Annotated in this window: 26 protein-coding genes; 14 read left to right on the forward strand and 12 right to left on the reverse strand. The window is 73.4% G+C overall.

Annotation, left to right across the window (positions count from 1 at the left end; genetic code table 11):
* Positions 1-18 precede the first annotated feature (18 nt).
* Positions 19-756 (forward strand): ABC transporter ATP-binding protein, encoded by a 738-nt coding sequence (locus amrb99_RS00315; RefSeq protein ID WP_190850561.1) that lies wholly within the window; start codon positions 19-21, stop codon positions 754-756.
* Positions 753-3,221 (forward strand): ABC transporter permease, encoded by a 2,469-nt coding sequence (locus tag amrb99_RS50495; protein ID WP_190850563.1) that lies wholly within the window; start codon positions 753-755, stop codon positions 3,219-3,221. Before amrb99_RS00315 ends, amrb99_RS50495 begins: the two co-directional genes overlap by 4 nt.
* A 28-nt stretch (positions 3,222-3,249) precedes the next feature.
* Here amrb99_RS50495 and amrb99_RS00325 read toward each other — a convergent pair whose 3' ends face one another.
* The 4 genes from amrb99_RS00325 to amrb99_RS00340 all read right to left on the reverse strand — a co-directional run bounded on the left by amrb99_RS00325 (position 3,250) and on the right by amrb99_RS00340 (position 7,476).
* Entirely contained in the window at positions 3,250-4,026 is a 777-nt protein-coding gene (locus amrb99_RS00325; RefSeq protein WP_190850565.1) for a DUF4097 family beta strand repeat-containing protein, read from the reverse strand.
* Between the two features lie 3 nt (positions 4,027-4,029).
* On the reverse strand, positions 4,030-4,671 hold the full coding sequence (locus amrb99_RS00330) for a response regulator transcription factor (protein WP_190850567.1): 642 nt from the start codon (positions 4,669-4,671) through the stop codon (positions 4,030-4,032).
* Positions 4,659-5,933, reverse strand: a complete 1,275-nt coding sequence (locus tag amrb99_RS00335; protein WP_347256474.1) for a histidine kinase — start codon at positions 5,931-5,933, stop codon at positions 4,659-4,661. The genes amrb99_RS00330 and amrb99_RS00335 overlap by 13 nt, the downstream gene beginning before the upstream one ends.
* An 88-nt stretch (positions 5,934-6,021) precedes the next feature.
* Positions 6,022-7,476, reverse strand: coding sequence for an MFS transporter (locus amrb99_RS00340; protein WP_190850569.1), 1,455 nt, complete (start codon positions 7,474-7,476; stop codon positions 6,022-6,024).
* Positions 7,477-7,623: 147 nt separating this feature from the next.
* Between amrb99_RS00340 and amrb99_RS00345 the strand changes: the two genes are divergently transcribed.
* Positions 7,624-7,950 carry a helix-turn-helix domain-containing protein gene (locus amrb99_RS00345; RefSeq protein WP_190850570.1) on the forward strand — a complete coding sequence of 109 codons (327 nt, stop codon included), beginning with the start codon at positions 7,624-7,626 and terminating at the stop codon, positions 7,948-7,950.
* Positions 7,951-7,978: 28 nt separating this feature from the next.
* On the opposite strand, the gene amrb99_RS00350 is transcribed toward amrb99_RS00345, so the two are convergent.
* Positions 7,979-8,776, reverse strand: coding sequence for an endonuclease/exonuclease/phosphatase family protein (locus amrb99_RS00350; RefSeq protein WP_190850574.1), 798 nt, complete (start codon positions 8,774-8,776; stop codon positions 7,979-7,981).
* A gap of 96 nt (positions 8,777-8,872) precedes the next feature.
* Positions 8,873-9,901: a hypothetical protein gene (locus tag amrb99_RS00355; RefSeq protein ID WP_190850576.1), complete on the reverse strand. Its 1,029-nt coding sequence runs from the start codon at positions 9,899-9,901 to the stop codon at positions 8,873-8,875.
* Positions 9,902-10,020: 119 nt separating this feature from the next.
* Between amrb99_RS00355 and amrb99_RS00360 the strand changes: the two genes are divergently transcribed.
* Together amrb99_RS00360 and amrb99_RS00365 are read left to right on the forward strand one after the other, a co-directional pair.
* Positions 10,021-10,473, forward strand: coding sequence for an NUDIX domain-containing protein (locus amrb99_RS00360; protein ID WP_190850578.1), 453 nt, complete (start codon positions 10,021-10,023; stop codon positions 10,471-10,473).
* Between the two features lie 78 nt (positions 10,474-10,551).
* Positions 10,552-10,872 carry a hypothetical protein gene (locus tag amrb99_RS00365; protein WP_206699734.1) on the forward strand — a complete coding sequence of 107 codons (321 nt, stop codon included), beginning with the start codon at positions 10,552-10,554 and terminating at the stop codon, positions 10,870-10,872.
* A gap of 59 nt (positions 10,873-10,931) precedes the next feature.
* On the opposite strand, the gene amrb99_RS00370 is transcribed toward amrb99_RS00365, so the two are convergent.
* Complete coding sequence (locus amrb99_RS00370; RefSeq protein ID WP_190850580.1) at positions 10,932-11,786, reverse strand: helix-turn-helix domain-containing protein; 855 nt, start codon at positions 11,784-11,786, stop codon at positions 10,932-10,934.
* A gap of 125 nt (positions 11,787-11,911) precedes the next feature.
* On the opposite strand from amrb99_RS00370, the gene amrb99_RS00375 reads away from it, so the two are divergent.
* Both amrb99_RS00375 and amrb99_RS00380 read left to right on the forward strand, forming a co-directional pair.
* A complete protein-coding gene (locus amrb99_RS00375) occupies positions 11,912-12,907 on the forward strand; it encodes an aldo/keto reductase (protein ID WP_190850583.1) in 996 nt (331 codons plus the stop codon).
* 73 nt (positions 12,908-12,980) lie between these two features.
* Positions 12,981-13,769: a sulfite exporter TauE/SafE family protein gene (locus tag amrb99_RS00380; RefSeq protein ID WP_241755101.1), complete on the forward strand. Its 789-nt coding sequence runs from the start codon at positions 12,981-12,983 to the stop codon at positions 13,767-13,769.
* Between the two features lie 18 nt (positions 13,770-13,787).
* Here amrb99_RS00380 and amrb99_RS00385 read toward each other — a convergent pair whose 3' ends face one another.
* On the reverse strand, positions 13,788-14,444 hold the full coding sequence (locus tag amrb99_RS00385; RefSeq protein WP_190850584.1) for a response regulator: 657 nt from the start codon (positions 14,442-14,444) through the stop codon (positions 13,788-13,790).
* On the reverse strand, positions 14,441-15,637 hold the full coding sequence (locus amrb99_RS00390) for a HAMP domain-containing sensor histidine kinase (protein WP_190850586.1): 1,197 nt from the start codon (positions 15,635-15,637) through the stop codon (positions 14,441-14,443). Before amrb99_RS00390 ends, amrb99_RS00385 begins: the two co-directional genes overlap by 4 nt.
* 86 nt (positions 15,638-15,723) lie before the next feature.
* Between amrb99_RS00390 and amrb99_RS00395 the strand changes: the two genes are divergently transcribed.
* Together amrb99_RS00395 and amrb99_RS00400 are read left to right on the forward strand one after the other, a co-directional pair.
* Positions 15,724-17,241 (forward strand): hypothetical protein, encoded by a 1,518-nt coding sequence (locus amrb99_RS00395; RefSeq protein ID WP_190850588.1) that lies wholly within the window; start codon positions 15,724-15,726, stop codon positions 17,239-17,241.
* A gap of 83 nt (positions 17,242-17,324) precedes the next feature.
* Positions 17,325-17,837, forward strand: coding sequence for a hypothetical protein (locus amrb99_RS00400; protein WP_190850590.1), 513 nt, complete (start codon positions 17,325-17,327; stop codon positions 17,835-17,837).
* Between the two features lie 36 nt (positions 17,838-17,873).
* Here amrb99_RS00400 and amrb99_RS00405 read toward each other — a convergent pair whose 3' ends face one another.
* Together amrb99_RS00405 and amrb99_RS00410 are read right to left on the reverse strand one after the other, a co-directional pair.
* Entirely contained in the window at positions 17,874-18,536 is a 663-nt protein-coding gene (locus tag amrb99_RS00405) for a response regulator transcription factor (RefSeq protein WP_190850592.1), read from the reverse strand.
* The gene (locus amrb99_RS00410; protein WP_190850594.1) at positions 18,533-20,011 is read right to left on the reverse strand and encodes an ATP-binding protein; all 1,479 of its coding nucleotides are present in this window, start codon (positions 20,009-20,011) and stop codon (positions 18,533-18,535) included. The genes amrb99_RS00405 and amrb99_RS00410 overlap by 4 nt, the downstream gene beginning before the upstream one ends.
* A 109-nt stretch (positions 20,012-20,120) precedes the next feature.
* On the opposite strand from amrb99_RS00410, the gene amrb99_RS00415 reads away from it, so the two are divergent.
* The 5 genes from amrb99_RS00415 to amrb99_RS00435 are packed head-to-tail and all read left to right on the forward strand — an operon-like array spanning position 20,121 to position 24,143.
* Positions 20,121-20,636 carry a hypothetical protein gene (locus tag amrb99_RS00415; RefSeq protein WP_190850597.1) on the forward strand — a complete coding sequence of 172 codons (516 nt, stop codon included), beginning with the start codon at positions 20,121-20,123 and terminating at the stop codon, positions 20,634-20,636.
* Position 20,637: 1 nt separating this feature from the next.
* Positions 20,638-21,735 carry a peptidoglycan-binding protein gene (locus amrb99_RS00420; RefSeq protein WP_190850605.1) on the forward strand — a complete coding sequence of 366 codons (1,098 nt, stop codon included), beginning with the start codon at positions 20,638-20,640 and terminating at the stop codon, positions 21,733-21,735.
* Positions 21,722-22,387, forward strand: coding sequence for an ABC transporter ATP-binding protein (locus amrb99_RS00425; RefSeq protein WP_190850607.1), 666 nt, complete (start codon positions 21,722-21,724; stop codon positions 22,385-22,387). Before amrb99_RS00420 ends, amrb99_RS00425 begins: the two co-directional genes overlap by 14 nt.
* Positions 22,384-23,565: an ABC transporter permease gene (locus amrb99_RS00430; protein ID WP_190850610.1), complete on the forward strand. Its 1,182-nt coding sequence runs from the start codon at positions 22,384-22,386 to the stop codon at positions 23,563-23,565. Before amrb99_RS00425 ends, amrb99_RS00430 begins: the two co-directional genes overlap by 4 nt.
* A gap of 47 nt (positions 23,566-23,612) precedes the next feature.
* Positions 23,613-24,143, forward strand: coding sequence for a hypothetical protein (locus amrb99_RS00435; protein ID WP_190850612.1), 531 nt, complete (start codon positions 23,613-23,615; stop codon positions 24,141-24,143).
* A 65-nt stretch (positions 24,144-24,208) separates the two neighbouring features.
* Here amrb99_RS00435 and amrb99_RS00440 read toward each other — a convergent pair whose 3' ends face one another.
* Positions 24,209-24,796, reverse strand: coding sequence for a TetR/AcrR family transcriptional regulator (locus amrb99_RS00440; protein ID WP_190850614.1), 588 nt, complete (start codon positions 24,794-24,796; stop codon positions 24,209-24,211).
* Positions 24,797-24,840: the final 44 nt, after the last annotated feature.

The raw sequence follows: 24,840 nt of genomic DNA on the forward strand, positions 1-24,840 counted from the left end.
GCTTCTACCGTCGAGGCCATGAGCAGCGAAGTCATGGTGCGGATCAGCCGGGTCAGCAAGACCTACGGCCGCCGCGACAACAGGGTGGCGGCGCTGGACGACGTCTCCGTCGCCTTTCCCGGCGGGCGGTTCACCGCCGTCATGGGACCGTCCGGATCGGGAAAGTCCACCCTTCTCCAGTGCGCCGCGGGAATCGACCGTGTCGACGCCGGCGACGTGGAACTGGCAGGGACTTCGCTGAGCGGGCTGAGCGAGGGGGCGCTGACCCGGCTGCGCCGCGACCGCATCGGGTTCGTCTTCCAGGCGTTCAACCTCGTGCCGTCGCTGACGGCCCGGCAGAACGTCGCGCTGCCGCTCATGCTGGCGGGGAAGCGGCCGAAGCGCCGGGACGTGGACGCCGCGCTGGACCGGCTCGGCCTGGCGGAGCGGCGGCGGCACCGGCCCGGCGAGATGTCGGGCGGCCAGCAGCAGCGGGTCGCGATCGCCCGCGCGCTGGTGACGCGCCCGCAGGTGCTGTTCGCCGACGAGCCCACCGGCGCGCTGGACTCCCGCTCGTCCCGCGAGGTCATGACGCTGCTCCGGGACCTGGTGGACCGCGAGGGGCAGACGATCGTGATGGTCACCCACGACCCCGTCGCGGCATCGGTCGCCGACGAGGTGCTCTTCCTCGCTGACGGCCGGATCGCCGGGAGCCTGGAGGCCCCGACGCCGGAGCTGGTCGCGGCGCGGATCACCGGTCTGGAGGCGGCGCAGTGATCCGGATCGCGCTGGCCACCCTGCGCAGCCGGGCGGCGAGTTACGCCGGGGCCTTCCTGGCGCTGGCCCTGGGCACGAGCATCATCGCGATGATGGCGATCACCCTGCGGGCGGTGACGTCCACCGAGTTCCACGGCCCGCAGCGGTACGCGCAGGCCCCGGCGGTGGTGACCGCGCCGGTGACGGTGGAGCTGAAGGACGACGACGGCGACCCGCGCGCGTTCCCGCTGAGCCGCCCGAGCCCGCTGACCCCGCAAACCGTCCGGGCCCTGTCCGGCACCGGCCGGACGGTCGCGGACCGGTCGTTCGCCGCGCGGCTTCCCGGCGGCCCGGACGCGCAGGTGGGCCATCCCTGGAGCACCGCCGCGTTCACCCCGTACCGGCTGGTGAAGGGGCACGCGCCGGAGTCGTCGCGCGAGATCGTGGTCGGCGGCGGCGACCCGTCGCTGGTCGGCGGGACCGTCCGGGTCGCGACCGGCTCCGGCTTCGGGGACTACACGGTCGCGGGCGTCACCGCTCCGGTGTGGTTCGAGCACGCCGTGTTCTTCGCCGACGGGGAGGCGGCGCGGCTGTCGCCCGAGGTCGACGCCGTCGTCGCGTACGGCGACGCGGCGGCGGTGCGCGCGGCGGTCCAGGGAACGGGCGCACAAGTGCTCACGGGCGACGACCGGCTGCTGGCCGAACGCGACCAGGCCGGCGGCCGCGACCAGCTCCGCGACGCCGAGGGGATGGCGGGCACGTCGATGATGCTGGTCGTCTTCGTCGTGGTCTTCGTCGTCATCGCCACCTTCGCCTTCGTGGTCGAGCAGCGGCGCCGGGAGATGGCGCTGCTGCGGACGGTGGGCGCGACGCCGAGGCAGGTGCGGCGGATGGTGCTCGCCGAGGCGTTCGTGCTGGCCGTCCTCGCGTCGGCCCTCGGCTGCGCGATCGGCGCCCGGTCGACCGGGGTCCTGCGCGCCTGGATGGTGGACCATCGCGTCGCGCCGCCGTGGCTCGCGGTCGACACCCGTCCCGCCCCGTTGGTGATCTCGTTCCTGCTGGGTCTGCTGTCGGCGATGGCCGGCACGGTCGTGGTGTCGTGGCGGGCCGGGCGCGTCCGCCCGGCGGAGGCGCTGCGGGAGGCCACCGGCAGGCGCCGGGCGGCCACGCCGGTGCGGCTGGTGCTCGGCGGCGTCCTGCTCGCCCTCGGCGTCTACAAGAGCGCGGGCGCCGTCCAGTCCAACCAGGTCGTGGCGCTCAGCATGCAGAACTACCTGTTCGTTCCCGTCCTGCTGGTGGGCGGGTGCGCGCTGCTGACCCCGCTGCTGATCCGCCCCGTGCTGGCTGCGCTGGCCTGGCCGCTGCGCCGGCTCGGCGCGGGCGCGATGGTGGTCCGCGAGGGCGCGCTGTTCGCCGGACGGCGCACCGCCGCCGTCGCCACTCCGGTGGTGCTGGCCGTCGGCCTCGGCGCGGCGCTTTTCACCGCGCAGGACGCGGCGAACGCCGCGAACGTGGCGGGGTTGCGCGCCGGGAGCAGCGCCGACTACGTCCTGACGGCCGAGGGCGACGGCGGGATCGGCTCGGCCGTCGTCGACCGGGTGCGCGCCGTCCCGGGCGCCGCGGTCGCGGTCTACACCCCCGCCGAAGTGCGGCTGAGCGGGGACTGCGACCGCTATCTGGGCACGCTGTCGGCCTTCGCCGTCGACCCGCGGGCGCTGACCGCGACGCGGCATCCGGACGTCGTGGACGGGTCCCTCGAAAGGCTCGGCGACGACTCCCTCGTCCTGGACCGCGACAGCGCGCGGGAGTTCGGCGTCCGCACCGGGGACCGGGTGCGGGCCTGGCTGCCGGACGGCACGTCCGCGGCGCTGCGCGTGGCCGCCCTGACCCGCACCACGGTCACCGGCGAGATCGGCTACATCCCGGCCGCCTCCACCGGCGGTGGCCGCCCGGCTCAGATCGAGGTGAAGGTCGCGGCGGGCGGCGACGCCTCCGCCGTGGCGGCGGCGCTGCGCTCGGCCGTGCGCGACCGGCCCGTGCGGCTGTCCGCCCGGTCGTCCCTGCTCGACGCGGAGCAGGCCGAGCAGCAGCGCAAGAGCAGGCTCGCCACCGGGAACGTGTTCGGGATCGCGCTGGCGTTCGCCCTGATCGCGATCGCGAACACCCTGGTGATGGCGGCCCCGGACCGCCGCCGCGAGCTGTCGGCCCTCACCCTGGCCGGCGCCACGCGGCGCGAGACGCTGACGTTCGTGGCCGCCGAGACCGTGGTGGCGACCGTCGCCGGCGCGATCCTCGCCGGCGCGGCGGCGGTCGCCGTCGTGGCGGGCCAGCGGGCGGCGCTGACCGGGCTGGTGGGCGACTTCCCGCTGACCGTCCCGTGGACCTCCGTGCTCACGGTCACCGGGATGTGCGCCGTGGTGGCCGTCTGCACGTCCGTGGTCGCCACCCGCCTTCTCGCCGGCGGGCCCGCCCCGCGCGGCGAGTGATCCGTCCGCCGATCCCGTGACCGAGCCGTCAGCCGGCCCGCAGCCGCACGTCACCGCTGTTGCTGCGGGCCTCCAGCACGGACGGGGACGCGCCGTCCCCCGGGACGGCGACGTCCCGCCGGCCGGAGATCGTGTCGGCGCTGGTCCGGTACCGGCCCGGGGGGACCGCCAGCCGGATGTCACCGGTGTTGGTCGTCACGGCCGCCCGCTGCGGCGCGGCGGCGAACGCCAGCCCGACGTCACCGGTGTTGGTCCGCGCCTCCACGGCGGACGAGCGCAGCTCCGTGGCCGTCACCTCGCCCGAGTCGGTCGTCGCGCGGACGCGCCCGGCCACGTCCCGGAGTTCGAGATCGCCGCTGCCGGACGTCCAGGACACCGCGCCGGTGAGCCCGGCCACGGTGACGTCGCCCGTGTCGGCGCGCACCTCGACCTCGGTGGCCGCCGGTACCCGGAGGACGTACCCGGCCTTGCAGTGCGCGGCGCGCTCGCCGTTCCCGTCGCGGCAGCCGCCCGCCAGCCGGAGCAGGTTCCCGTCCCAGACCTCCTTGAGGTCGAGGAAGCGCCCGTCACGCGACCGCCGCTCGACGTCGACGCGCCCGCTCCCGCCCGCCGCGACCAGCACGTCACCGCTGTCGAACTCCACGACGACCTTGGTCACCGCGTGGATCCGCGAGTAGCGGACGGTCGGCTGCGAAGGATCGTCCGAACCGCTCAGCCACACCCTCCCGCCGACGGTCCCGGCGCCCAGCAGCGCGACCGTGGCGGCTCCCCCGAGCGCGATCCAGGCCGTCCGCAGGCCCCTCATCGCTCACTCACCGCTGAGGAACCTCAGCACGGCCAGGACCCGGCGGTGCTCCTGCGGCGTTCCGGGCAGGTCGAACTTGGCGAAGATCCCCGCGACGTGCTTGGCGACGGCGCTCTCGCTGACCACCAGCTCCTCGGCGATCCCGCCGTTGGACCGGCCCTCGGCCATGAGCCGCAGCACCTCGTGCTCGCGGGGCGTCAGCCGGTCGAGCGGGCCGTCGCTGCGGCTCAGCAGCTGCGACACGACCTCCGGGTCGATCGCGGTCCCGCCCTGGGCGACCCGCCGGACCGTCGCCAGGAACTCCTCCATGTCCGCGACCCGGTCCTTCAGCAGGTAGCCGAAGCCGGTGGTGTCGCCCCGCAGCAGCTGCGCGGCGTGCCGCTCCTCGACGTACTGCGACAGCACCAGGACGCCCGGCCGCGGCCCGTTCTCCCGCAGCTTCAGCGCGGCGCGCAGTCCCTCGTCGGTGTGGGTGGGCGGCATCCGCACGTCCACGACCACCAGGTCGGGGTCGTGCCCGTCCACCGCCTCCAGCAGGGCGTCGGCGTCGCCCACCGCAGCGGCGACGGTCATGCCGCCGAGCTCCAGCAGCCGGACGAGGCCCTCCCGCAGCAGGAACGAGTCTTCGGCGATCACAATGCGCATGGCAGTTCCACGGTCAGGCGGGTCGGGCCGCCGGTCGGACTGGACAGGGACAGGGTGCCGTCTACGGACGCGACGCGGCGGGACAGCCCGGCCAGGCCGCTGCCGCCCGCCGTGCTCGCGCCGCCGCGGCCGTCGTCGACGACGGTCAGCACGATCCGGTCGTCCCGGCGCGCGAGGGCCACCTCGGCCCGGGACGCGCCCGCGTGCTTGACGACGTTGGTGAGCGCCTCGGAGACGACGAAGTACGCCACCGACTCCAGCGCGGGGGCGGGCCGTTCGGGCAGGTCCACCCGGACGTCCACGGGGATCGGGGTCCGTCCCGCGAGCCCGGACAGCGCCGCGTCGAGGCCCAGCTCGTCGAGCACGGCGGGATGCAGCCCGCGGATGAAGTCGCGCAGCTCGGTCAGCGCCAGTTTCGCCTCCTCATGGGAGCGGGCGACGACGTCCCGGGCGGGCTCGGGCAGGTCCTTGAGCGTCGCGCGGGCGATGCCGAGGTTCATCGCCAGCGACACGAGCCGCTGCTGGGCGCCGTCGTGCAGGTCGCGCTCGATCCGGCGGCGCTCGGCGTCGGCGGCCTCGACCGTCGCGGCCCGGCTCGCCGCCAGCCCGGACATCCGGCGGGCCAGCGCCGCGCGCTCCTGGCGCCGGGTCGGCCCGAGGAACGCGCGCGCCACCGCGAGATCGGCGCGCGCCAGCGCGGCGGCCAGCGCGGGGCCGAGCAGGAGGAGGAGCACCCCGGCGACGGTCATCGCGGCGACGGCGAGAGGCGCGCGGGGGTTCCAGCCGAGCGGCCCGTCCGGCGGCAGCGTCCAGGCGTGGACGGGCGCGGTGGCGAGCAGCAGCCCGCCGCTCCAGACCGCGCCGACCAGCGCCGCCATGGCGACCGCGAGCGGTCCGGCCACGAAGTGGTAGGCGACCTGGCGCCAGGCTCCGGCGGTGAAGGGCCACCGCTGCCAGGACGGCCTCGGACGGTCCCCGGCGGGATCGGCGCCGGTGAAGGCGGTGATCCTGGAACGCTGCAACGCGGTGCAGCCGCGCACCACGGCCAGGACGACGGCCAGCACCACGAGGGGGGCGACGACCGACCGCGCGAGCTCGATGCCGACCGCGATCGGGAAGGCGACGGCGGCCAGGCCTGCCAGCCCCACCGCACCGCCCGCCGCGACCTGCGCCGTGGCCAGCCAGGTGGCGGCCCTCACCGGCGAACCGCACCACGCCCGGATCCCCTCGCGCGTCGGGGACCAGCGCGGACTCAAGATCACAGGCGTCACGGTATCCGACGTCCGCCGGTGCCGGACCCCGGCCGCCGCCGGCCCCCGTCCGGGTCCCGGACGGGGGCGTGCGGCGCGGTCAGCCCGCGACGAGGTGTTCGGGGTCGGTGGTGCCGGCAGCGGTCGGGGCGGACGCGCCGGCACGCGGCAGCACGAGGCAGGCCAGCAGTCCGGCGACCATCCCGGCCGCGGTGAGAAGCACCACGACGAGCTCGCCGTGGGCGGTGGCCGCGCGCAGGGCGCCCCCTGTCTTGCCGCCGGTGCCGATCTCGGCGAGCGCGGTGAACACGGCCAGGCCGATGGCGTTGCCGATGTTGAGGGTCGTGGAGGCGATGCCGTTGGCGACGCCCTGCTCGTGGGCGGCGGTGCCGGTGGCGGCGGCGATCCACATGGCCGTCCAGACGATGCCCTGGCCGACGCCGGAGACGATGAGCCCGGGCACGAGCAGCCCGTAGCCGGCGCCGGCGTCGAACCCGACCGCCATGGCGGCCGTGCCGGCGGCCCCGATCGCGAAGCCGATGAGCAGCGTGGCGCGCAGGCCGATCCGGGTGGTCAGCCGCTCGCCGAGCTGGGTGCCGGTGGCGATCGCCAGCGACGGGACCAGGAAGGCCAGCCCCGTCTGCAGGGCGCTGTAGCCGTGCACGCTCTGCATGAGCACGGTCAGGAAGTACGGCAGCACGCCGAAGGTCGCCATGTAGATGAAGGTGACGCTCAGGCCGATGGTCAGGCTCCGGTTGCGGAACAGCCGGAACGGCATGAGCGGATCGGCGCTGCGCCGTTCGATGACCGCGAACGCCGCCAGCAGCGCGGCGGCCGCCACGAGTGCGCCGATCACCAGCGGGTCCGCCCAGCCCTCCTCCGGCCCCTCCACCAGGGCGAACACCAGCAGCGTCGCGCCCGTGGTGACGGTCAGCGAGCCGGGCAGGTCGAAGCGCCGCCGCGGCCCGCCGGCCGGGTCGGGCGGGATGACCGCCAGCGCGGCGAGGGCCACGAGGCCGGCGAGCGGCACGTTGACGTAGAAGACGGCGGGCCAGCCGAGGTTCTCCGTGAGCACGCCGCCGAGCAGCGCCCCGATGGTCAGGCCGCTGGCGCCCGCGCCGCCCCAGACCGCCAGCGCCCGGTTGCGCTGCGGTCCCTCGGCGAACAACGTGTTGATCAGCGACAGGGTGGACGGCAGCAGCAGCGCGCCGCCGATCCCCTGCACCGCGCGCGCCAGGACGATCGCGGCGGGGGACGGCGCGAGGCCGCCCGCCAGGGACGACACGGCGTACAGGGCCAGGGCGAGCACGAAGACGCGGCGGCGGCCGAGCAGGTCGGCCGCGCGGCCGCCGAACAGCAGGAACCCGCCCGCGAACACGACGTAGGCGCTCACCACCAGCTGCTGCGTCTGGCCGGGGAAGCCGAGTTCGGCGCCTATCTCCGGGAGCGCCACGAACACGATGTTCAGGTCCAGCGCGTAGATCAGTTGCGCGAGCGCCAGCAGGGCCAGGATCCAGCCCAGCCGCCCGGCGGGCTGCCTCGTTACAGCGGACATGCCAAGGACACCCTTCGCGGTCTCTAGGGGGACGGGCGGCGGACGGAGCCGCCATCCGGAGTACGACTGTACGAATACTCGCGTACGGTCGTACAAATATGCAAGGGAACCCGGCGGATCGTTCGACCGTCGCGCTACGGTTGGACCATGAGGTACCGCCACCCGGACCGCGACCAGATCCGCGTCGACGGGGTGCTGTCGGCGCTCGGCCATCCGGTGCGGCTGGCCGCCGTCCGCGTGCTGGACGGCGCCGACGAGCGCAACTGCGGCAGCGTGCTCGCCGAACTGGGCATCACGTCCAAGTCGACGATGACCCACCACTGGCGCGTGCTCCGCGACAGCGGCGTGATCTTCCAGGAGCCGTCCGGCCGGGAGAACCTGCTGACCCTGCGCCGCGACGACCTGGACGCCCGCTACCCGGGCCTGCTGGACGCCGTCCTCGCCGGCGCCCGCACTGACGAGAGCGGCTCCTGACCCCCTTGTCCTGCCGCGCTCCCCGCCGTCAGAGGTCGAGCACCAGAGCCCGGTGGTCGGACACCTCGGGCGCGGTCGCGATCTCGAACCGTGCCACCGCGCCGGGGTCGGAGACCAGCAGGTAGCTCGCGTGCCGGAGCGGCTTCGGGTAGCGGGACGTCCGGGTGTCGGCGTCGCCGACCAGGTCGGTCAGCCCGAGGTCCGCGAGGGTCTTGAAGGTCGTGCTGTCGGGGAGCAGGTTGAAGTCGCCGCACACCACGGTCAGGTCGCCGTCCTCGCGCGCCCCCTCGACGAGGTCGGCGAGCCGTTCGGCCTGCGCTTGGCGGGCCGGGGTGTCGGCCTTGCCGCGCGGATCGCGCAGGCCGTGGAGGTTCACGACGGTGACGAACCGCTCCGCCCGGCGGTCGTGCACGCGCACGGCGAGCGCGGCGCGGGGCCGGCCGTCGTTCGGCCATCCGTCGCGGTGCTCGGTGTAGGCGCCGTGCACGAACGCGGACCGGACGCCGACCAGGGGAAAAGCCTCGGCGACGAAGGTGGCCGGCCCGAAGTCCTGCCGGTGGAACCGCCGCTGCCGATCCTGGACGGGACCCGCGTCGCTCGCGGTGAACAGCCCGTGGTGGTGCGGGAGGCGCTCACGGACATCGGCCAGGAGGTTCGCCCGCTGGGGCAGCGACCGGTCGGCGTCGTCGAAGCGCGTCCAGCCGCCGAGGCCCGGCGTGTGGGTGACTTCTTGCAGGCACAGGACGTCGGCGCCGCACGCGTCGAGCCAGGGGGCGAGGTCGTCGAACATCGCGCCGCCCCAGGCGTTCAGGGAGATGATCCGCACGTGGACCCAATCTAGATCCGCCGCGCCGAGCAGGCCAGTCGCAGGACGGCCGCTCGCCGGACGGGCGATGCCCGCCCGGCGAAAGGCGCCTTGCGGCTAGTCCTCGACGGTGAACTCCGTGGTGACCGGAGAGGGGCCGAGCACCCAGGACGCGGTGAGCTTCACCTTGGTGCCGGCCGGGACCGACGGGTCGACGGAGATCCTGAACTGGGCGCCGGCCTGGTCGGACGGGATGCTGCCGTCGGAGGGCAGATCGCTGAAGTAGGCGCGGACGCCGGGGTTGTCGCTCGTCAGGTTGATCCGGGCGCCGAACGGGTGCCAGATGTCACCGAGACCGACCACGCCGAAGTTCTCCACGTTGCCCGGCTGGTGCCGCACCGGCCCGAGGACGCCGATGGAGTACTTCTTGGGCACGCCGATGGCGCCGACGAACTGCGTGGCGGTGCTCAGAGCGGCCATGACGGTCGCGAAACGCGGCCGGTCGTAGGCCGTGACGTCCATGGCGAACGTGGCGCTGGTCGCCCCGGCCGGCACCTCCACGTAGTAAGGGAACGACACGGCCGCGCTCTCGTACGGGATCTTGCGCAGGTCCACGGCGAGCCCGCCGATCGGCGCCGGGGACTTGAGCTTCACCGTTCCGGTGATCTTGCTTCCCTCCACCGCGATGCGCTTGTCCACGGTGAAGGAGGTGACGTCCTGCACCCGCGCGTCGATCGGGTCGACGGTGACGGACGTCTCCGCGACGGAGCCGCCGACACCGGCGGTCAGCCGCGTCACGGTCCCCGGGCTGGTCGCGGACTGCACCCGGATCGGGAAGCTGACGCTGCGCTCCCCGGCGGGCACCGTCGCCCTGTGCTTGGTCGCCTGCCAGTAGGTCAGATCCTCGTACTCGTTGCCGTCCAGGAGGTCGACGACGACGCCGCCGGCGGGAGCCGGCTCGGCCAGTGTGACCGTCTGGATCGCCTCCTCCCCCGAGGTGATCCTCGACGGCGACACGGTCGTGGACGCGACCGTGACCTCGGCCGCCGACGCCCGCAGCGGGGCGAACACCGCCGCGGCCAGCGCGAGGGGCAGCACGACGCCGGCGGCACGCCGAACGGAGAAAGCGGAAGTCGATGCGTTCATGGACCCAGTCAATGATCTTCGACGACCCCCGCACCAGATCGCGCCCCCACACGTTCGATCTCCGTAAGAACTGCCCCCACCAGCGTGACCACCCCGTCACGCGACCCCACAATGCTCGGGTGACCCGACCCAGGATCCGCGTCGCCGCCTACGTCATCCGGCTCCGCGCCGTCCCCGAACTCCTCGTCTTCGACCACGTCGGCATGCCCCAGGCCGGCACCCAGATCCCGGCAGGCGGCGTCCGCCCCGGTGAGGAGCCGGAGCAGGCCGTCCTACGCGAGGTGCTCGAAGAGACCGGGCTGCGCACCGCTTCCGTGGTCGAGCAACTCGTCGTGGAGGACAAGCCCCACCCCGACACCCGCCGGCCGCGCAGAACCACCTACTTCCACCTCCGAGCACCCGCGACCACACCGGACACATGGACGCACACGGTCGGCGGCGCCGGAGAAGACACCGGCCTGACGTTCGCCTGCCGCTTCCTGCCGCTCCCCCTGGACCACCCCTTGGCAGACGCCCAAGACGCCTGGTTAGGCCACATCAACCCCCAATGGACCACATCCCACCGCCCCTGACCGTGGCTCCTGGCGGCGCCTTCGCGGAGGTCTCGACGTGCTCGTCCAGGACGAGCGCATCACACCGGAGGTGGCGTGGTGAGTGCCCTTGAGATACGCCTGCGTCCGGTCACTGAGGACGATCTCGCCATGTTCCGGCGTTTCGCGACGGAGCCCGGATTGATCGGCCTGGACTGGACGGGGTTTCGCGACGCGCAGGCCCCGGCGCGGCGCTACGCCTCCGACGGCTACCTGGGCGAGGACGAGGGCAGGCTCATTGTCGAGGCCGACGGCACGGCCGCAGGCTTCGTGAGCTGGTCGGCACGGGGGTTCGGGGTCTCCCGGTACTGGGAGATAGGCCGGATTCACTCTGGAGGGCGTCCTGCGCGCGGTGGAGTTCCGCGCCGGCCGGTGGCGTGACGGCTGGATGTACAGCAGATTGCGCAACGATCCGCCCCCGCCGTCCCGGCCGTGACGAGTCATTGCGGCGTGTCGGCCTCGGTGGGGAAGTCTTCGATGCCGAGGACTCGCAGCAGGTCCAGCCGCTCGCGGGTTTCGGCGTCGGCCGGGGTGAGCACCAGCAGCTGCTGACTCTGGTCGGGAGTGACCAGCGTCTCGCAGTCCAGCAGCATGCGGCCCACTCGCGGGTGCAGCATGGTCTTGCGGGCGGCGCGCCGGACCGCCACCTCGTGCTCGGCCCAGAGCCGCCGGAAGTCGGCGCTGGCGGCCTGCAAGCGTTCGATGAGTCCGGCGACCGCGGGGTCACCGGTGCGGCGGCCGGCGGCCGCGCGCAGGTCGGCCACGATCTGGCGGCCGTAGTGCTCCCGCTCCTCGACCGGGGCGACCGCGCGGGCGGCGGGGTCGGTGAACCAGCGGTGGACGATGTAGCGCCGGTCGCCGGAGAAGCCCGTGTGGTCGCCGGTCAGCAGGACGGCCGTCCGGTTCTGGGCGAGGACCTCGCCCAGGTCGGACAGCACCAGCGCCGGGGTCTCGCCCAGCAGGTCGAGCATGCGCATCAGGCCGGCGCGGGCCAGGCGGGCCGTTCCGTCGGCGGGCGGGGGCCGGTGGCCGGCCAGGTGGAACAGGTGGTCGCGTTCGTCGTCGGACAGCCGCAGGGCCCGGGCCAGCGCGCCGAGCAGCTGAGGCGAGGGCTGGCTGCTGCGGCCTTGCTCGAGGCGTACGACGTAGTCCACCGACATGCCGGCGAGCATGGCCACCTCTTCCCGGCGCAGGCCGGTGGTGCGGCGCCGGGGCCCGTCGGCGATGCCGACCTCGGCCGGGCGGATCGCCTCGCGGCGGCGGCGCAGGAAGTCGGCGAGCTGGTCACGTTGCACGACCCCATCGTCCCTCGCGGCGGGCGGGCGTATCCAGGGAGCGGCTCTCCCACGATGAACGCTCCGCTCCCGCACGTCCCGGCTCGGGCGCAGGGTTGGAGGACGACCTCGGGAACGGAGACCTGATGCAGACACGGACACTGGGCGACAACGGACCGGCCACCTCCGCGCTGGGCCTGGGCGCGATGGGCATGTCGGGCGCTTACGGCGCGGCCGACCGCGCGGAGAGCATCGCCACCGTGCACGCCGCGCTGGACGGCGGCGTCACGCTGATCGACACCGGCGACTTCTACGCCATGGGCCACAACGAGCTGCTGCTCGCCGAGGCGCTGCGCGGCCGGGACCGCGAGAGCTACCAGCTGAGCGTCAAGTTCGGCATGCTGCGGGGCCCGGGCACGGAGTTCGGCGGGCAGGACGGCCGTCCCGAGGCGGTGAAGAACTTCCTGGCCTACTCGCTGACCCGGCTCGGCACCGACCACATCGACGTCTACCGCCCCGCGCGGCTGGATCCGGCGGTGCCGATCGAGGAGACGGTGGGCGCGATCAAGGACATGATCGACGCCGGGTACGTGCGGTACCTGGGGCTCTCGGAGGTCGACGCGGCGACGATCCGCCGGGCGCACGCCGTGCACCCGGTCGCCGACCTGCAGATCGAGTACTCGCTGATCTCCCGTGCGGTGGAGGCGGAGGTCCTGCCCACGCTGCGGGAGCTGGGCATCGGCCTGACCGCCTACGGCGTGCTCGGCCGCGGCCTCATCTCCGGCCACTGGAGGGCCGGCCGCACCGCGGGTCCCGGCGACGGCCGCGGCTCCAGCCCGCGGTTCGCGGCCGGGAACGTGGAGCACAACCTCGCCCTCGTGGAGGCGCTGCGCCGGGTCGCCGACGCGAAGGGGGCCACCGTCGCCCAGCTGGCCATCGCCTGGGTGGCCGCGCAAGGCCGGGACATCGTGCCGCTGGTCGGCGCCCGAACCCGCGAACGGCTGGCCGAGGCGCTGCCCGCGATGGAGCTGGACCTCACCGCGGACGACCTCGCCGAGATCGAGAAGGCGGTGCCGCCGGGCGTGGCGCGCGGCGATCGGTACCCGTCCGCGTTCATGTCCACCCTCGGTGTGGGGAACTGAGCACCCGCCCCGAGCCTTCTCCGTCCGGCCGATAAGGCATGCTTTGCCGGATGACGGCGCCGGCGACTCCCCGATGACGATGACAGGACAGACCGAACTGCTCGGGTTGGCGGCCGGGGCGCTCATCGCGTCGGTGACGGCGCCGGTCGGGGTGTCGGGAGCGGTGTTCCTGCTGCCGGTCCAGCTCAGCGTTCTGAACGTGCCCAGTCCGGCGGTCACGCCGACGAACCTCTTGTTCAACGTGGTCGCCGGCCCTGGTGCGCTGGCGCGCTATCACCGTCGCGGGCAGTTGAGCGGTGGGTTGACCCGGCTGCTGGTCCTGGGGACCCTGCCCGGCGTCGTCGTCGGAGCGGTCATCCGGGTCTTCGCCGTCCCCGGTCCGACCGTCTTCCGCGCCCTGGTGGGCCTGCTGCTGGCACCGTTGGGCCTGTGGCTGTGCGCCCGCACCCTGCGCCCTCCGCGCGGTGACCGTGCAAGCGCCCCGTCCGAGCGCTTCGTCGTCGGGCTCTCGCTGGCGGTCGGCACGGTCGGCGGCGTCTACGGCATCGGCGGTGGCTCCATTCTCGGGCCCGTCCTCGTCGGCCGCGGCATGCCCGTCGCGCAGGTCGCGCCCGCCGCTCTCGCCTCCACCTTCCTCACCTCGGTGACCGGCGCCCTGACCTACGCCGTGCTCTCGTTCACCACGCACGGCGACATCGCGCCGGATTGGCCGCTCGGATTGAGCTGCGGCCTCGGCGGGCTGGCCGGTGGCTACCTGGGCGCGCGGCTGCAACCCCGGCTGCCCGAGACCGCCCTCCGCCTGACCTTGGGCGCCTTGGCCACCGCCCTGGCACTCGTCTACCTCGTCCAAGCGGCCGCCTGACCCCATGGGGCGTGTAGATCAGGCGAGGCGGTAGCCGATGCCGGGGGTGGTCGTGATGACGGGTGGTCCGCCGAGCTTGCGGCGCAGCCGTCCGATCGTCACGGTCACGGTGTTGGTGAACGGGTCGGCGTTCTCGTCCCAGACCTGCTCCAGCAGCGCCTCGGTGCTGAGGAAGCCGGGGCTGGCCCGCATCAGCGCGTGCAGCAGGGCGAACTCCTTCACCGACAGGTTCAGGTGCCGGCCGTCGCGGACGGCGGTCCGGCGGACCGGGTCCAACTCGATCCCGGCCGCGCGCAGGACGCGCGGCCGGCCGTCCGGCCTGCGACGGGCCAGGGCCTGGACGCGCAGGACCAGCTCCGGGAAGTGGAACGGCTTGGCGAGGTAGTCGTCGGCTCCGAGGGTGAGGCCGCTGACGCGGTCGTCCGGCGTTCCGGCCGCGGTCAGCATCAGCACCATCGGACGGTCCCGCCGTTCGCTGATCATCTGGCAGAGGGTGTCGCCGTGCAGGCCGGGCAGGTCGCGGTCGAGGACCACGACCTCGTAGGCGGTGGTATCGAGCCTGGCGGCGGCCCCCAGCCCGTCGTGGGCGAGGTCGACGGCCATCCCCTGGTCGCGAAGGCCCTCGGCGACGACGGCGGCGAGCGACCGGGCGTCCTCGACCACCAGGACCCTCACTCCGCCGCCCCGGCCTGGACGAGCGGGGACGCGGGTGCGGGCGCGCGGGCAGGGGCGGGCGGCAAGGTGATGCCGACCCGCAGGCCGCCCTCGGGCGGGGCGAGCAGGTCGAGCCGTCCGCCGTGCGCCGCGGCGATCGCCGCGACGATCGACAGGCCGAGGCCGGAGCCGTTCTCCGAGCCCGTGCGGTCGTCGCCGAGGCGCGCGAAGGGCTGCGCGAGCCGGTCCACGTCCCGCTGGTCGAGGACGGCTCCGCCGGTCCGCACGACGAGCCGCACGCCGGTGCCCTCCCGGAAGGTCGCGACGCGCACCCAGCCGCCCGGCTCGTTGTGGGTGACGGCGTTGTCGAGGACGTTCTCGACCATCCGGGCGAGCAGCGCGGAATCGCCCTGGATGCTCGCGCCGGCCCGCAGTTCGGTCGTCACCTCCAACCGCTTCGCGGCGATTCCCGTGGCGCGGTCGGCCACCGCCCGCGCGACCAGGTCGTCGACGGAGACGTCGGCGCCGCCGGCCAGGGCGCCGTGCTGGGCCCGGGCCAGGACGAGGAACCCGTCGAGCAGCCGGTCCACCCGGTCCAGCTCGGGACGCAGCCGGTCGGCGAGGGCGAGCGCCTGCCGCTGCGCGCCCGGCTTGGCGGACGCGACGTCCAGCGACGCCCGCATGGTCGCCAGCGGGGTGCGCAGTTCGTGCGAGGCGTTGGCGACGAACCGGCGCTGCGCGGCGAACGACGCCTCCAGCCGTTCCAGTAGCCCGTCGATGGTGTCGGCAAGGTCCTTCACCTCGTCCGTCGGACCGGTGACGGCCAGCCGCCGGTCCAGGTGGTCGGCGGAGATCCGCCGGGTCGCCGCGGTGATCAGGCGGAGCGGGCGCAGCACCCGGCGGGCGAGCAGCCGGCCGACCAGCAGGGAAAGGACCGCCATCACGACCAGCGCGAGCAGCATTCCCGCCAGCAGTTGCCGGGAATGCTGCGCGTTCGTCTCGGCCAACTGGTCCTGAAGTCGCCGGATGTGCTGGTGCGCCGCAGCCGGGTCGCCGCTCTGGGGCGGGGCCTGCCCGCCCACGGGGACGCTCGTCCCCCGGTCGTTGGAGAACAGGAAGGTGAGCGCCGACAGCCCGATCCCGGACACCAGGAACACCGCGGCGTACAACACCGTGAACCGGAGCCCGACGGTCCCCCTGCGCAGCCTGATCATCCCTCCAGCATGCCCGGCCGGACCTAACAGCGGGATGACGAGCACGGTTCGGGTCACGTTACGTCCGTTTCCATAGAAACGGCGGCATGCCACTCAAGGAACTTCTTCGCCGGGAATGGGGCGCCTTCCGGCGTCCCGGACGGCTGATCGCCCTGGCGGCCGCGGCCCTCGCCGTCATCGCCGCCGGGCTGCTCTACGCGTCCGGCAACCACGCGTCCTGCGCCGGGCCCTGCCGCCACGATCCGACCAGCGCGGACGGCTCGGTCGTCGGCGACCGGTTCTGGTTCCTGCACCGCGGTCTCGGCCGGAACGGCGCCATCACCGTCCGGCTGACCGCGATGACCGGGACGATCACCTACCCGCCGCCCCACCACGACAAGATCGTCCCCGGGCTGGTGCCGTGGGCGAAGGCCGGGATCATCATCAAGGACGGCGTGCGGCCGGGCTCGTCCTACGCGGCGCTCGCGATGACCGGACACCACGGCGTGCGGATGCAGTACGACTACCGGCACGACATCGCCGGGAGCCCGGACGGGGTGTCGCCGCGTTCCCCGCGCTGGCTGCGGCTGACGCGGTCCGGTGCCACCGTCACCGGCGCGGAGTCCGCGGACGGGCTGCACTGGCGCACCGTGGGGTCGGTGGAGCTGCCGAACCTCCCGGACACGGCGCAGGTCGGGCTGTTCGCCGCCTCCCCCGGCGACCTCACGCTGCGGAAGGTCGGACTCGGCGGAGCGGTCGAGGAGATCCGCTTCACGCAGGCCACCGGGGTCTTCGACCACGTCACGACGGCGGGCGCGGCCGCCGGCGCGTGGCGCAGCGAGGCCGTCGGCGGGATGAACCAGACCGACTGGGAGAAGTACCACAACGCCTCCGGCGCGATCGAGAAGGGCGGCGCCATCACCGTGAGCGGGACGGGCGACATCGGCCCGAGCGGGGAGGAGGGCGCCACCACCGTCGACAAAACCCTCCCCGGCCTGGTGATCGCGCTGATCATCGTCCTGATGATGGCCGCCCGCTACGGAGCCAAGGACGGCACCCGGGACGGCACCGGACCGGACGCCGCTCCTGGACGCCGCCGCGCGGTGGTGATCGCCCGGGCGGTCGTGGTCGGCGGCGCGACCTTCGTGACCGGGCTCGCCGCCGTCGGCATCGCCCTGCCGGTCGGCGTCGCGATCTTGCGGCATAACGGCGTCCCCGTGCAGCCGGTGTCCGCGCTGACCGCCGTGCGGGTCGTCGTCGGGGTCGCGGCGGCGCTCGCGATGTGCGGCGTCCTCGCTTATGGGCTCGGTGCCGTGGTGCGGCGCGGCTGGGCGGCGGCCGTCCTCGCGCTGACGCTCGTCGCCGTGCCGTACGCGGTGGCCACGATGCCGCTGCTGCCCGACGCCGTGGCGCGATGGCTGCTGCGCCTCACCCCGGCCGCGGGCTTCGCCGTCCAGCAGACCAGGATCGAGTATCCGCAGGTGGTGGCGCACTACGCGCCGTCCGCCGGGTATTTCCCGCTGCCCCTCTGGGCGGGTTTCGCCGTCCTCTGCGCCTACGTCCTGGCCGTGCTGTGGCGAGCGACGACCCGCACCCGCTCCCACCGCCCCACCAACTGGCGCTGAGCCGATGGCGGTCCGAGCACCCCGAGCCTTCGTGAAGTTACGCTGGTTCCAGCTGAGCCGTGAGCGACTGGTGTCACGGATATATGGGCGAGGTCGAGCCAGTGGGCAACCAGTTCAATGAGCTGTACATGACGAACAGTGCCACCGATGTCTTCTTCGATGTTCTGACGCTGGCGGGGAGTGCTCTAGCCGTTTCCCCTTGGGAGCAGAACCTGGTTCTGTATTTCGCCGACGGGCACCGCCACGACAGAGGATTCTCCGGCTTCGACCTCGAAGAGCTGCCCTGGACCGACAACTGCAGAGAGGAAAAGGAATTCTTCCTGCGATTGATCGACACGGCTTTGTCGGGCTATGGCTGGGACCGGCTTCCTTACGAGCCTCCACACGTGAAGAAGGACCTGGCCGCCTTCAAGGCGATGCTCGCTTCCTACATCCCGCAACCGGCCGATTCAAGCTATCTGGCCGAACCCACCGTTGGGGTAGTTCGCCAACCCGACTGGCGAGCGACGCCGAACCCCGAGCAAGTCTCACCCTGTCCGAAACATGGAATCTTCAGCGGTGAGCTGGGGTGTCGATTGTGCCCTCCGCCGCCTTGAGCAGCGCGAGAGGTTGATCCGATCCCGAACGCGCGCTTAGGGGTCTTTGTCGGATAGGGCGTCGCGGAGGGGGACCAGGCCCTGCTGGAGCCCGAAGATCGCTGCTTGGGTCCGGTCTTGGAGGCCCAATTTGGCGAGGATGCTGGAGACGTGGGTCTTGACGGTCTGCTCGCCGAGCGCGAGCGCTCTGGCGATCTCCCGGTTGGAGCGCCCTCTGGCCAGCTCGGCGAGCACGTCGCGCTCCCGGGGCGACAGTCCCCGCAGCGCGCCGGCCGGTTCGTCCTCGCGCAGCTTCCGCACGAGGAGCGCCGCCACCCCGGAGTCCAGCACGCTGCCGCCGGCCGCGGCGGCCCTGACGGCCTCCACGACCCGATCGACCGCGGTGGTCTTCGGCAGGTAGGAGGACGCGCCGGCGCGTACGGCGTCCACCACCTGGTCCGCGGCCAGGAAGGAGGTCAGCACGATGACGGCGGGTCCGGAATCCTCGTTCCGGAGGGCGTGCAGGACGCCCAGCCCGTCCAGGCCCGGCATCACCAGGTCCAGGAGCACCACGTCGGGCCGCTGCGCCTGGATCGCCTCGATCGCGGACTGCCCGTCCGCGCACTCGCCGGTGACCGTGATGTCGGGCTCCTGCTCCAGCACGAACCGCAGCCCCTGCCGTACCACCTCGTGGTCGTCGACGATGAGCACCCTGATCATGCCGGGATCCGCACCTGGATGGTCGTGCCCTCTTCGGGCGCGCTCGCCACCTCGAAGGTGCCGCCCAGTTCGGTGACCCTCTCGCGCATCAGCGCCATCCCCATCCCGTGCCGCCCCGCGGTTCCGGCCGGCGGGAAGCCCCGCCCGTCGTCGCTGATCAGGACCATGATCTGCCCTCCGGCCTTGGTCACGCGGAGCTCGATCCGGTCCGGTTCGGCATGCCGGGCCGCGTTGCCGAGCGCCTCCTGGACCACCCGGAGCACCGCCAGCTCGACCGCCGGGGGCAGTTCCGGCGCGTCGATCGTCGCGCTGATCCGGATCCCCAGCCGCACCTCGTAGGCTTGGCAGAGGTCCTTCAGGGTCGCCGCCAGCCCGGCCTCTTCCAGCGCGACGGGCCGCAGCTCCAGCAGCATGGCACGCATCTCCCGCATCGTGCGCTCCAGCGTCTGCTCCATCGATTCGGCCTGCCGCCGCAGGTGCGATCCGGCCGGCAGCGCGCGGCGCAGACCCCCGGCCAGCAGGTTGGCCGAGAACAGGTCCTGGGACACCGAGTCGTGCAGGTCCCGGGCGATCCGGTTGCGCTCGTCACGCCGCGCGGTCACGACGGCCGCCTCGCGCTCCGCCCGGACGGCGAGTTCCAGCCGTTCGGCCATGCGGTTGAAGGCCTGCTCCAGCCGGCCCACCTCGTCGCCGCCCGACACCGGGATCCGCGAGCGCAGGTCGCCGTCCGCCATCACCGCGGTGCCGGCGGCCAGCCGCCGGATCCGGCCGATCAGGCGGCGGGTGCTGAGCAGCCCGAACACCCCGCCCGCCGGAACCAGCATGACCAGCATGATCAGCCCGGGTAGCAGCATGCTGCCGGTGCCGGGGGCCTTCTGTGCCGCGGCGGCGGCTCTCTTGGAGCCGGTGTCCGGACCGCTCAAGCCGCCCGGGGCCAGCCTGACGTAGGCGATCGCGAAGGTCCGCCTGCTCCCGCCGGCCGTCGTGGTCGTCACCGGACTCGTCGCCCAGGCCGCGCCGCCGCCCAACGAGGTGACCTGATGGGTCGCGGTGACGGCGGCGCGGGGCAGCGTCGAGCCGATCGGCATGACCCGTGGAGCGGTCGTCGTCACCACCCGGCCGTCCAGCCCGGCCAGCGCTTCGACCAGCTCCGGCACCGGGTCCGCGGCGGTACGGCCGAAGCCGGCCTTGGCCGCGGCCGCGAGGAGCACCCGGTCGGAGAGCGAGCCCCGCCCCGCGGCGGCCGCGCTGGCCACGGCGGCGTCCTGGTCCACGATCGAGCCGCTCTTGACCACGCCCGCCTGGACGTCGGCCTGGACCACCCGTGCGTTGGCCTGTTTCACCTGGTGGCGGGCGTTGGCCATGCGCGGGACGAAGTAGGCCAGCACGACCGCTTCGACGATGAGTACGGCCGCCGCGGAGACGGCGACGTACGACGCCCCCATCCGGATTCTCAATCCGAATCTGGACAGCATGGGTTCAGCGTAGGCCGGGTGATCCGTCTGCGGGGTCCCTCGAACGGTGGTGCGTTCACTCCTCTTTTGGGGGATCTGCCCGGCCGCGAGCGTCGCCAGATTGGACGGCATGACTCCACGAAGCGCATGTGCGGGGCTGACGCTGGCCCTGCTGCTCACCGGATGCGGAGGACACGGCCCGCAGGCCAAGCCCACGTCGAAGTCGAGCGCCGGCGCCGGCGCCGGCGCCGCGATGCTCCGGCTCGCCCAGTGCGCCAGGGCCCACGGCCTGCCCAACTTCCCCGACCCGGTCCAGAATCCCGACGGAACATGGACCTTCCCGTCCACGGCGGGCGGCCAGCGGCTGCCCGCCGCGTGCGCCTCGCTCAAGGCCCAGGCGCCCCACGGCGCCCAGCCGACCCCGGTTTCCAGCGCCGACCTGGCCAAGCTGCGGCAGTTCGCCGCATGCCTGCGCCGGTCGGGCATTCCGGACTGGCCGGACCCCGATACCGACGGCTCCTTCACGCTTCCCTCCCGCCTCGAAGGCATGGGCAAGAGAGCACTGATCGCGAAGCTGAACCCGTGCAAGCGGTACGGCCCGTCCGGGCGCATCCGTTTCAAGACCCCGCCCGGCGGGGGCCAGTGACATGCGCCGGCTCCTGATCCTCTCCGGCGTCGCACTGGCCGGGCTGTCCGGCGCCGCGAGCTGGACGGTCCTGGACGGCCGCGGTCACGCGGCCGGCGGGCCCGACACCGGCACCATCCGGACCGGCACCGCCGCCGTCGTCCGGACCGATGTCGCGCAGCGCCAGATGCTGAACGGCAAGCTGGGCTACGCGGGCACCTACCAGCTGCAGGCCACCGGATCCGGCGTGGTCACGAAGCTGCCGCCGGTCGGCCGCCGGATCCGCCGCGGGGACGCCGCCTACGAGATCGACGGCACGAAGGTCCCGCTGATGTACGGGACGCGCCCGGTCTGGAGGGCCTTCGAGGTGGGGATGACCGACGGCTCGGACGTCCGGCAACTGGAGGCCAACCTCGCCGCCCTCGGCTACGGCGACGGCCTCACCGTCGATGACCACTACTCGTCCGCCACCTACTGGGCCGTCTGGCGCTGGCAGGAGGACCGGCACCTGCCCGAGACGGGCACCGTGCCGCTCGGCCAGATCGTGTTCGCCCCCGGCCCGGTCCGGATATCCGCGCTCGACGTCGCGACCGGCACCAGGGTCCAGGCCGGGCATCCCGTCGAGCACGGCACCACTCCGCGGCAGGCGGTCACCGTGCAGCTCTCGCCGACCGACCTGCCGAACGTGAAGATCGGCGATCCGGTCGTGGTGACGCTGCCCGACCAGACGACCCGGCGGGGCCGGGTCTCCGCGATCGGCACGGTCGCGACGGCCCCGCCCTCCACCGGCGACGGCGGAGGCAACGGGGGCGACACGCCCGAGCAGTCGACGGCCCCGGTCACCGTCACCGTCGACGGGACCATCCACGGCCTGCTCGACCAGGCGTCGGTCCAGGTATCGATCATCGCGCAGCAGGACCGCGGGGTGCTGGCCGTACCGACCACGGCACTGCGCCCGCTGCCCGGCGGCGCCTACGAGGTCATCGTCGTGAGCGGTGCCCTGCGGCGCCATGTCCCGGTCAGGACCGGGTTGTTCGACGAGAGCGCCGCGCTGGTCGAGGTCAGCGGCGCGGGGCTCGCGGAGGGACAGCGCGTGGAGGTGCCCGATGACGGTTCTTGAGCTGACCGACGTCCGCAAGACCTACGCCGGGGAACCGCCGGTCGAGGCCGTACGGGGCGTGAGCCTGGCGGTGGAGCCCGGCGACATGCTCGCCGTCCGCGGCGCCTCCGGATCGGGCAAGTCCACGCTGCTGCAGCTCATGGCGGGACTGGACCGGCCTACCAGCGGTTCGGTACGGCTCGCGGGCGAGTCGGTGCCGGCCATGTCCGACCGGGCGCTGGCCGGGTTGCGCGCGCACCGGGTCGGTGTGGTGTTCCAGCAGTTCTTCCTGCTGGACGCTCTGTCCGCGTTGGAGAACGTCGCCTCCGGGCTCCTGTACCGCGGGACCCCGGCCCGAGAACGCCGTCGCCTGGCGCGGGCGGCACTGGAGCGCGTCGGCCTCGGGCACCGGACCGGCCACGACGCGGGCAAACTGTCCGGCGGCGAACGGCAGCGGGTGGCCATCGCCCGGGCGGTCGTCGGCCGCCCGGCGATCGTGTTCGCCGACGAACCCACCGGCAACCTCGACAGCGCCACCGGCGCCGGGATCCTGAACCTGATCAAAGAGCTCAATGCCGAAGGCACCACCCTGGTCATCGTCACCCACGAGGAGGCGGTCGCGCGGGCGTGCCGCAGCCGGATCGAGATGCGCGACGGGGTGCTGGTCGCATGAGGAGCACCTTGCGGTTCGCCGACCTGCTGCCCACCGGGACCCTGGGACTGCGCTCCCGGCGGATCAGGGCGGTCCTGTCGGGCCTCGGCATCGCGATCGGCATCGCCTCGATCGTCGCGGTGCTCGGCGTCACCCGATCCAGCCAGTCGAACCTGCTGGCCCGCATCGACCGGCTCGGCACCAACATGCTGACCGTGGTCGACGGGCACACCATCGGCGGCACCGAGGCCGAACTGCCCGCCACGGCCGCCCCGATGATCCGGCAGGTCCCCAACGTCCTGTCGGTCGCGCCGACCGCCCAGGTCACCACGGCCGGGGTCTACCGCAACGACCACGTCCCGACCGGGCAGACCGGCGGACGGGCGGTACGCGCATGCGACGCCTCGCTGCTGACAACCCTGGACGGTTCGCTGCTGACCGGCCGGTTCCTCACCTCCGCGCCGTACCCGGTCACCGTGCTCGGCTACGACGCCGCCAGCACGTTGGGCGTGCGGACCGTCGGCCCCACGGTCCGGGTCTGGCTGGGCGGGCACTGGTTCACCGTCGCCGGGATCCTTCGGCCGCTGCCGCTGGCCCCGGAGATCGACCGTTCCGCGCTGGTGTCGTTCGCGGCCGCCGGGGACGTGCTCGGATACGACGGGCATCCCAGCCGCGTCTACCTGCGCGCGCAGAAGGACCACGTCCCGGACGTGGCCGACCTCCTGGCCCCCGCCGCCAATCCGGCCAACCCCGATCAGGTCGAGGTGAGCCGGCCGTCCGACGCGCTCACCGCGCAACTGGCGGTGAAGGCGTCCGGGCAGGCGCTGTTCCTCGGGCTGGGCGCGATCGCCCTGCTCGTGGGGGCGATCGGGATCGCCAACGTCATGGTCATCTCGGTCCTCGAACGGCGCTCGGAGATCGGGCTGCGCCGGGCACTGGGCGCCGCGCGCGCACACGTCGCGGCGCAGTTCCTCACCGAATCGCTGGTGCTGTCGGCCTTCGGCGGCGCGACCGGGCTGGCCATCGGGACCGCGATCACCACGGGCCTCGCCTACGAACGCCACTGGGCCGTGTCGATACCGGCGCAGGCGCTGTGGGGCGGGCTGCTGCTGGCCCTCGCCACCGGCGCGATCGCCGGGCTCTACCCGGCACTGCGCGCCGCGCGGATGTCCCCGACCGAGGCCCTCCGAAGTGTCTAGCCGCCAGCGCGCAGCGCGCGCCCCACGCTTGCCTAGGCTCTGACCCCATGGCGAGACTCGACACCGCACGGGTGGTCCAGTCCCTGGCGTCCTCTTGGGTGGACGAGTTGCTGGACAACGACAGCTGGCCGGAGATCGCGAGGATCCTGCTGGCCCTGGGCTGCGACTGGCCGGCCGCCACCGAGCTCGCCGCGATGCCCGTCACCTCGGAAACGGCCGTCCTCGACGCCGTCAAGCGGCTCGCGGAGCAGACCGGCCGGGAGATGGGGGACCTGCCGGCGCTGGACTTCTGGGACACCGTCTGCGGTCTGGTCGCCCGAGCCTGGCGGTTCGGAGTGTTCGACGAAATCGACGCGGTCTACCGAATGAACAGCCTGTGGTGGCAGATCCGACGTCTGGACAGGTCCCACAGCCAGGGACTTCGGCTCATCTGGCAGGGCATGGGGCTCAAGGAGATGCACGACCATCTGGACGTCACCGATGAGGCGGCCGCCCTGCTCATCGAGGCCGATCGACTCGTCCCGGCCGATTCGGTGAACGGCCCGCTCTGCGAGACCGTGCTGCACGCCGTCGGCTGACGGCCCCGGGTCCGTCCACGATGAGCACTCTGACCTGGGGACGCGGCTTCGCTTGATCGCCGGTGTCAGCGGAAGATGAGGCGGGCGGCGGTGGCGATGTTGTCGCGGGTCTCCTGGGTACCGGCGCGGGTGGTGGTGAGGTCCAGGAGGCAGGCGAGCAGGACATGGCCGAGAGTGAGGGCCTTTCCCTCGGTGTCGTCCCAGGCGGGGTCGCTCAGGGCGGCGCGGATGAGGGCGGTGAACAGTTCGCGCCAGATCGCCAGGCCGCCGCCGCTGATGTCGGGTGAGCTGACCGCGCTCATCACCGCCGACAACAGCGGCAACTCGGCGGCGGCCCAGTCGATGAGGTCGGCGAATCCCGCGGCCACGCGCTCGGGCACGGTGCCGGTGTAGGCGGCGGCGGTCAGGCCGGCGATGGACTGCTGCGACCAGTCGATCATCAGGTGCAGCAGCAGATGGTCCTTGGAGGGGAAGTAGCGGTAGACCGTGGCCGGGGTGGTGCCCGCTCGCTCGGCGACCGCCCGGATCGTGGTGGCCGGGTAGCCGCCGCCGCAGGCCAGCTCGCGGGCGGCAGACAGGATCTTCTCCCGCCGGGCCCGCTCGGACTCCTTCAGCGGCCGGTTCACGCTGAGCGTGGAACGGCCGCGTTCCACGGCCGGCAACGGATTGTCCAACACCGATCAGCCCTTCCCCGCAG

Origin of the sequence: Actinomadura sp. RB99, from assembly GCF_014706005.1 — a bacterium.
Taxonomy (GTDB): domain Bacteria; phylum Actinomycetota; class Actinomycetes; order Streptosporangiales; family Streptosporangiaceae; genus Spirillospora.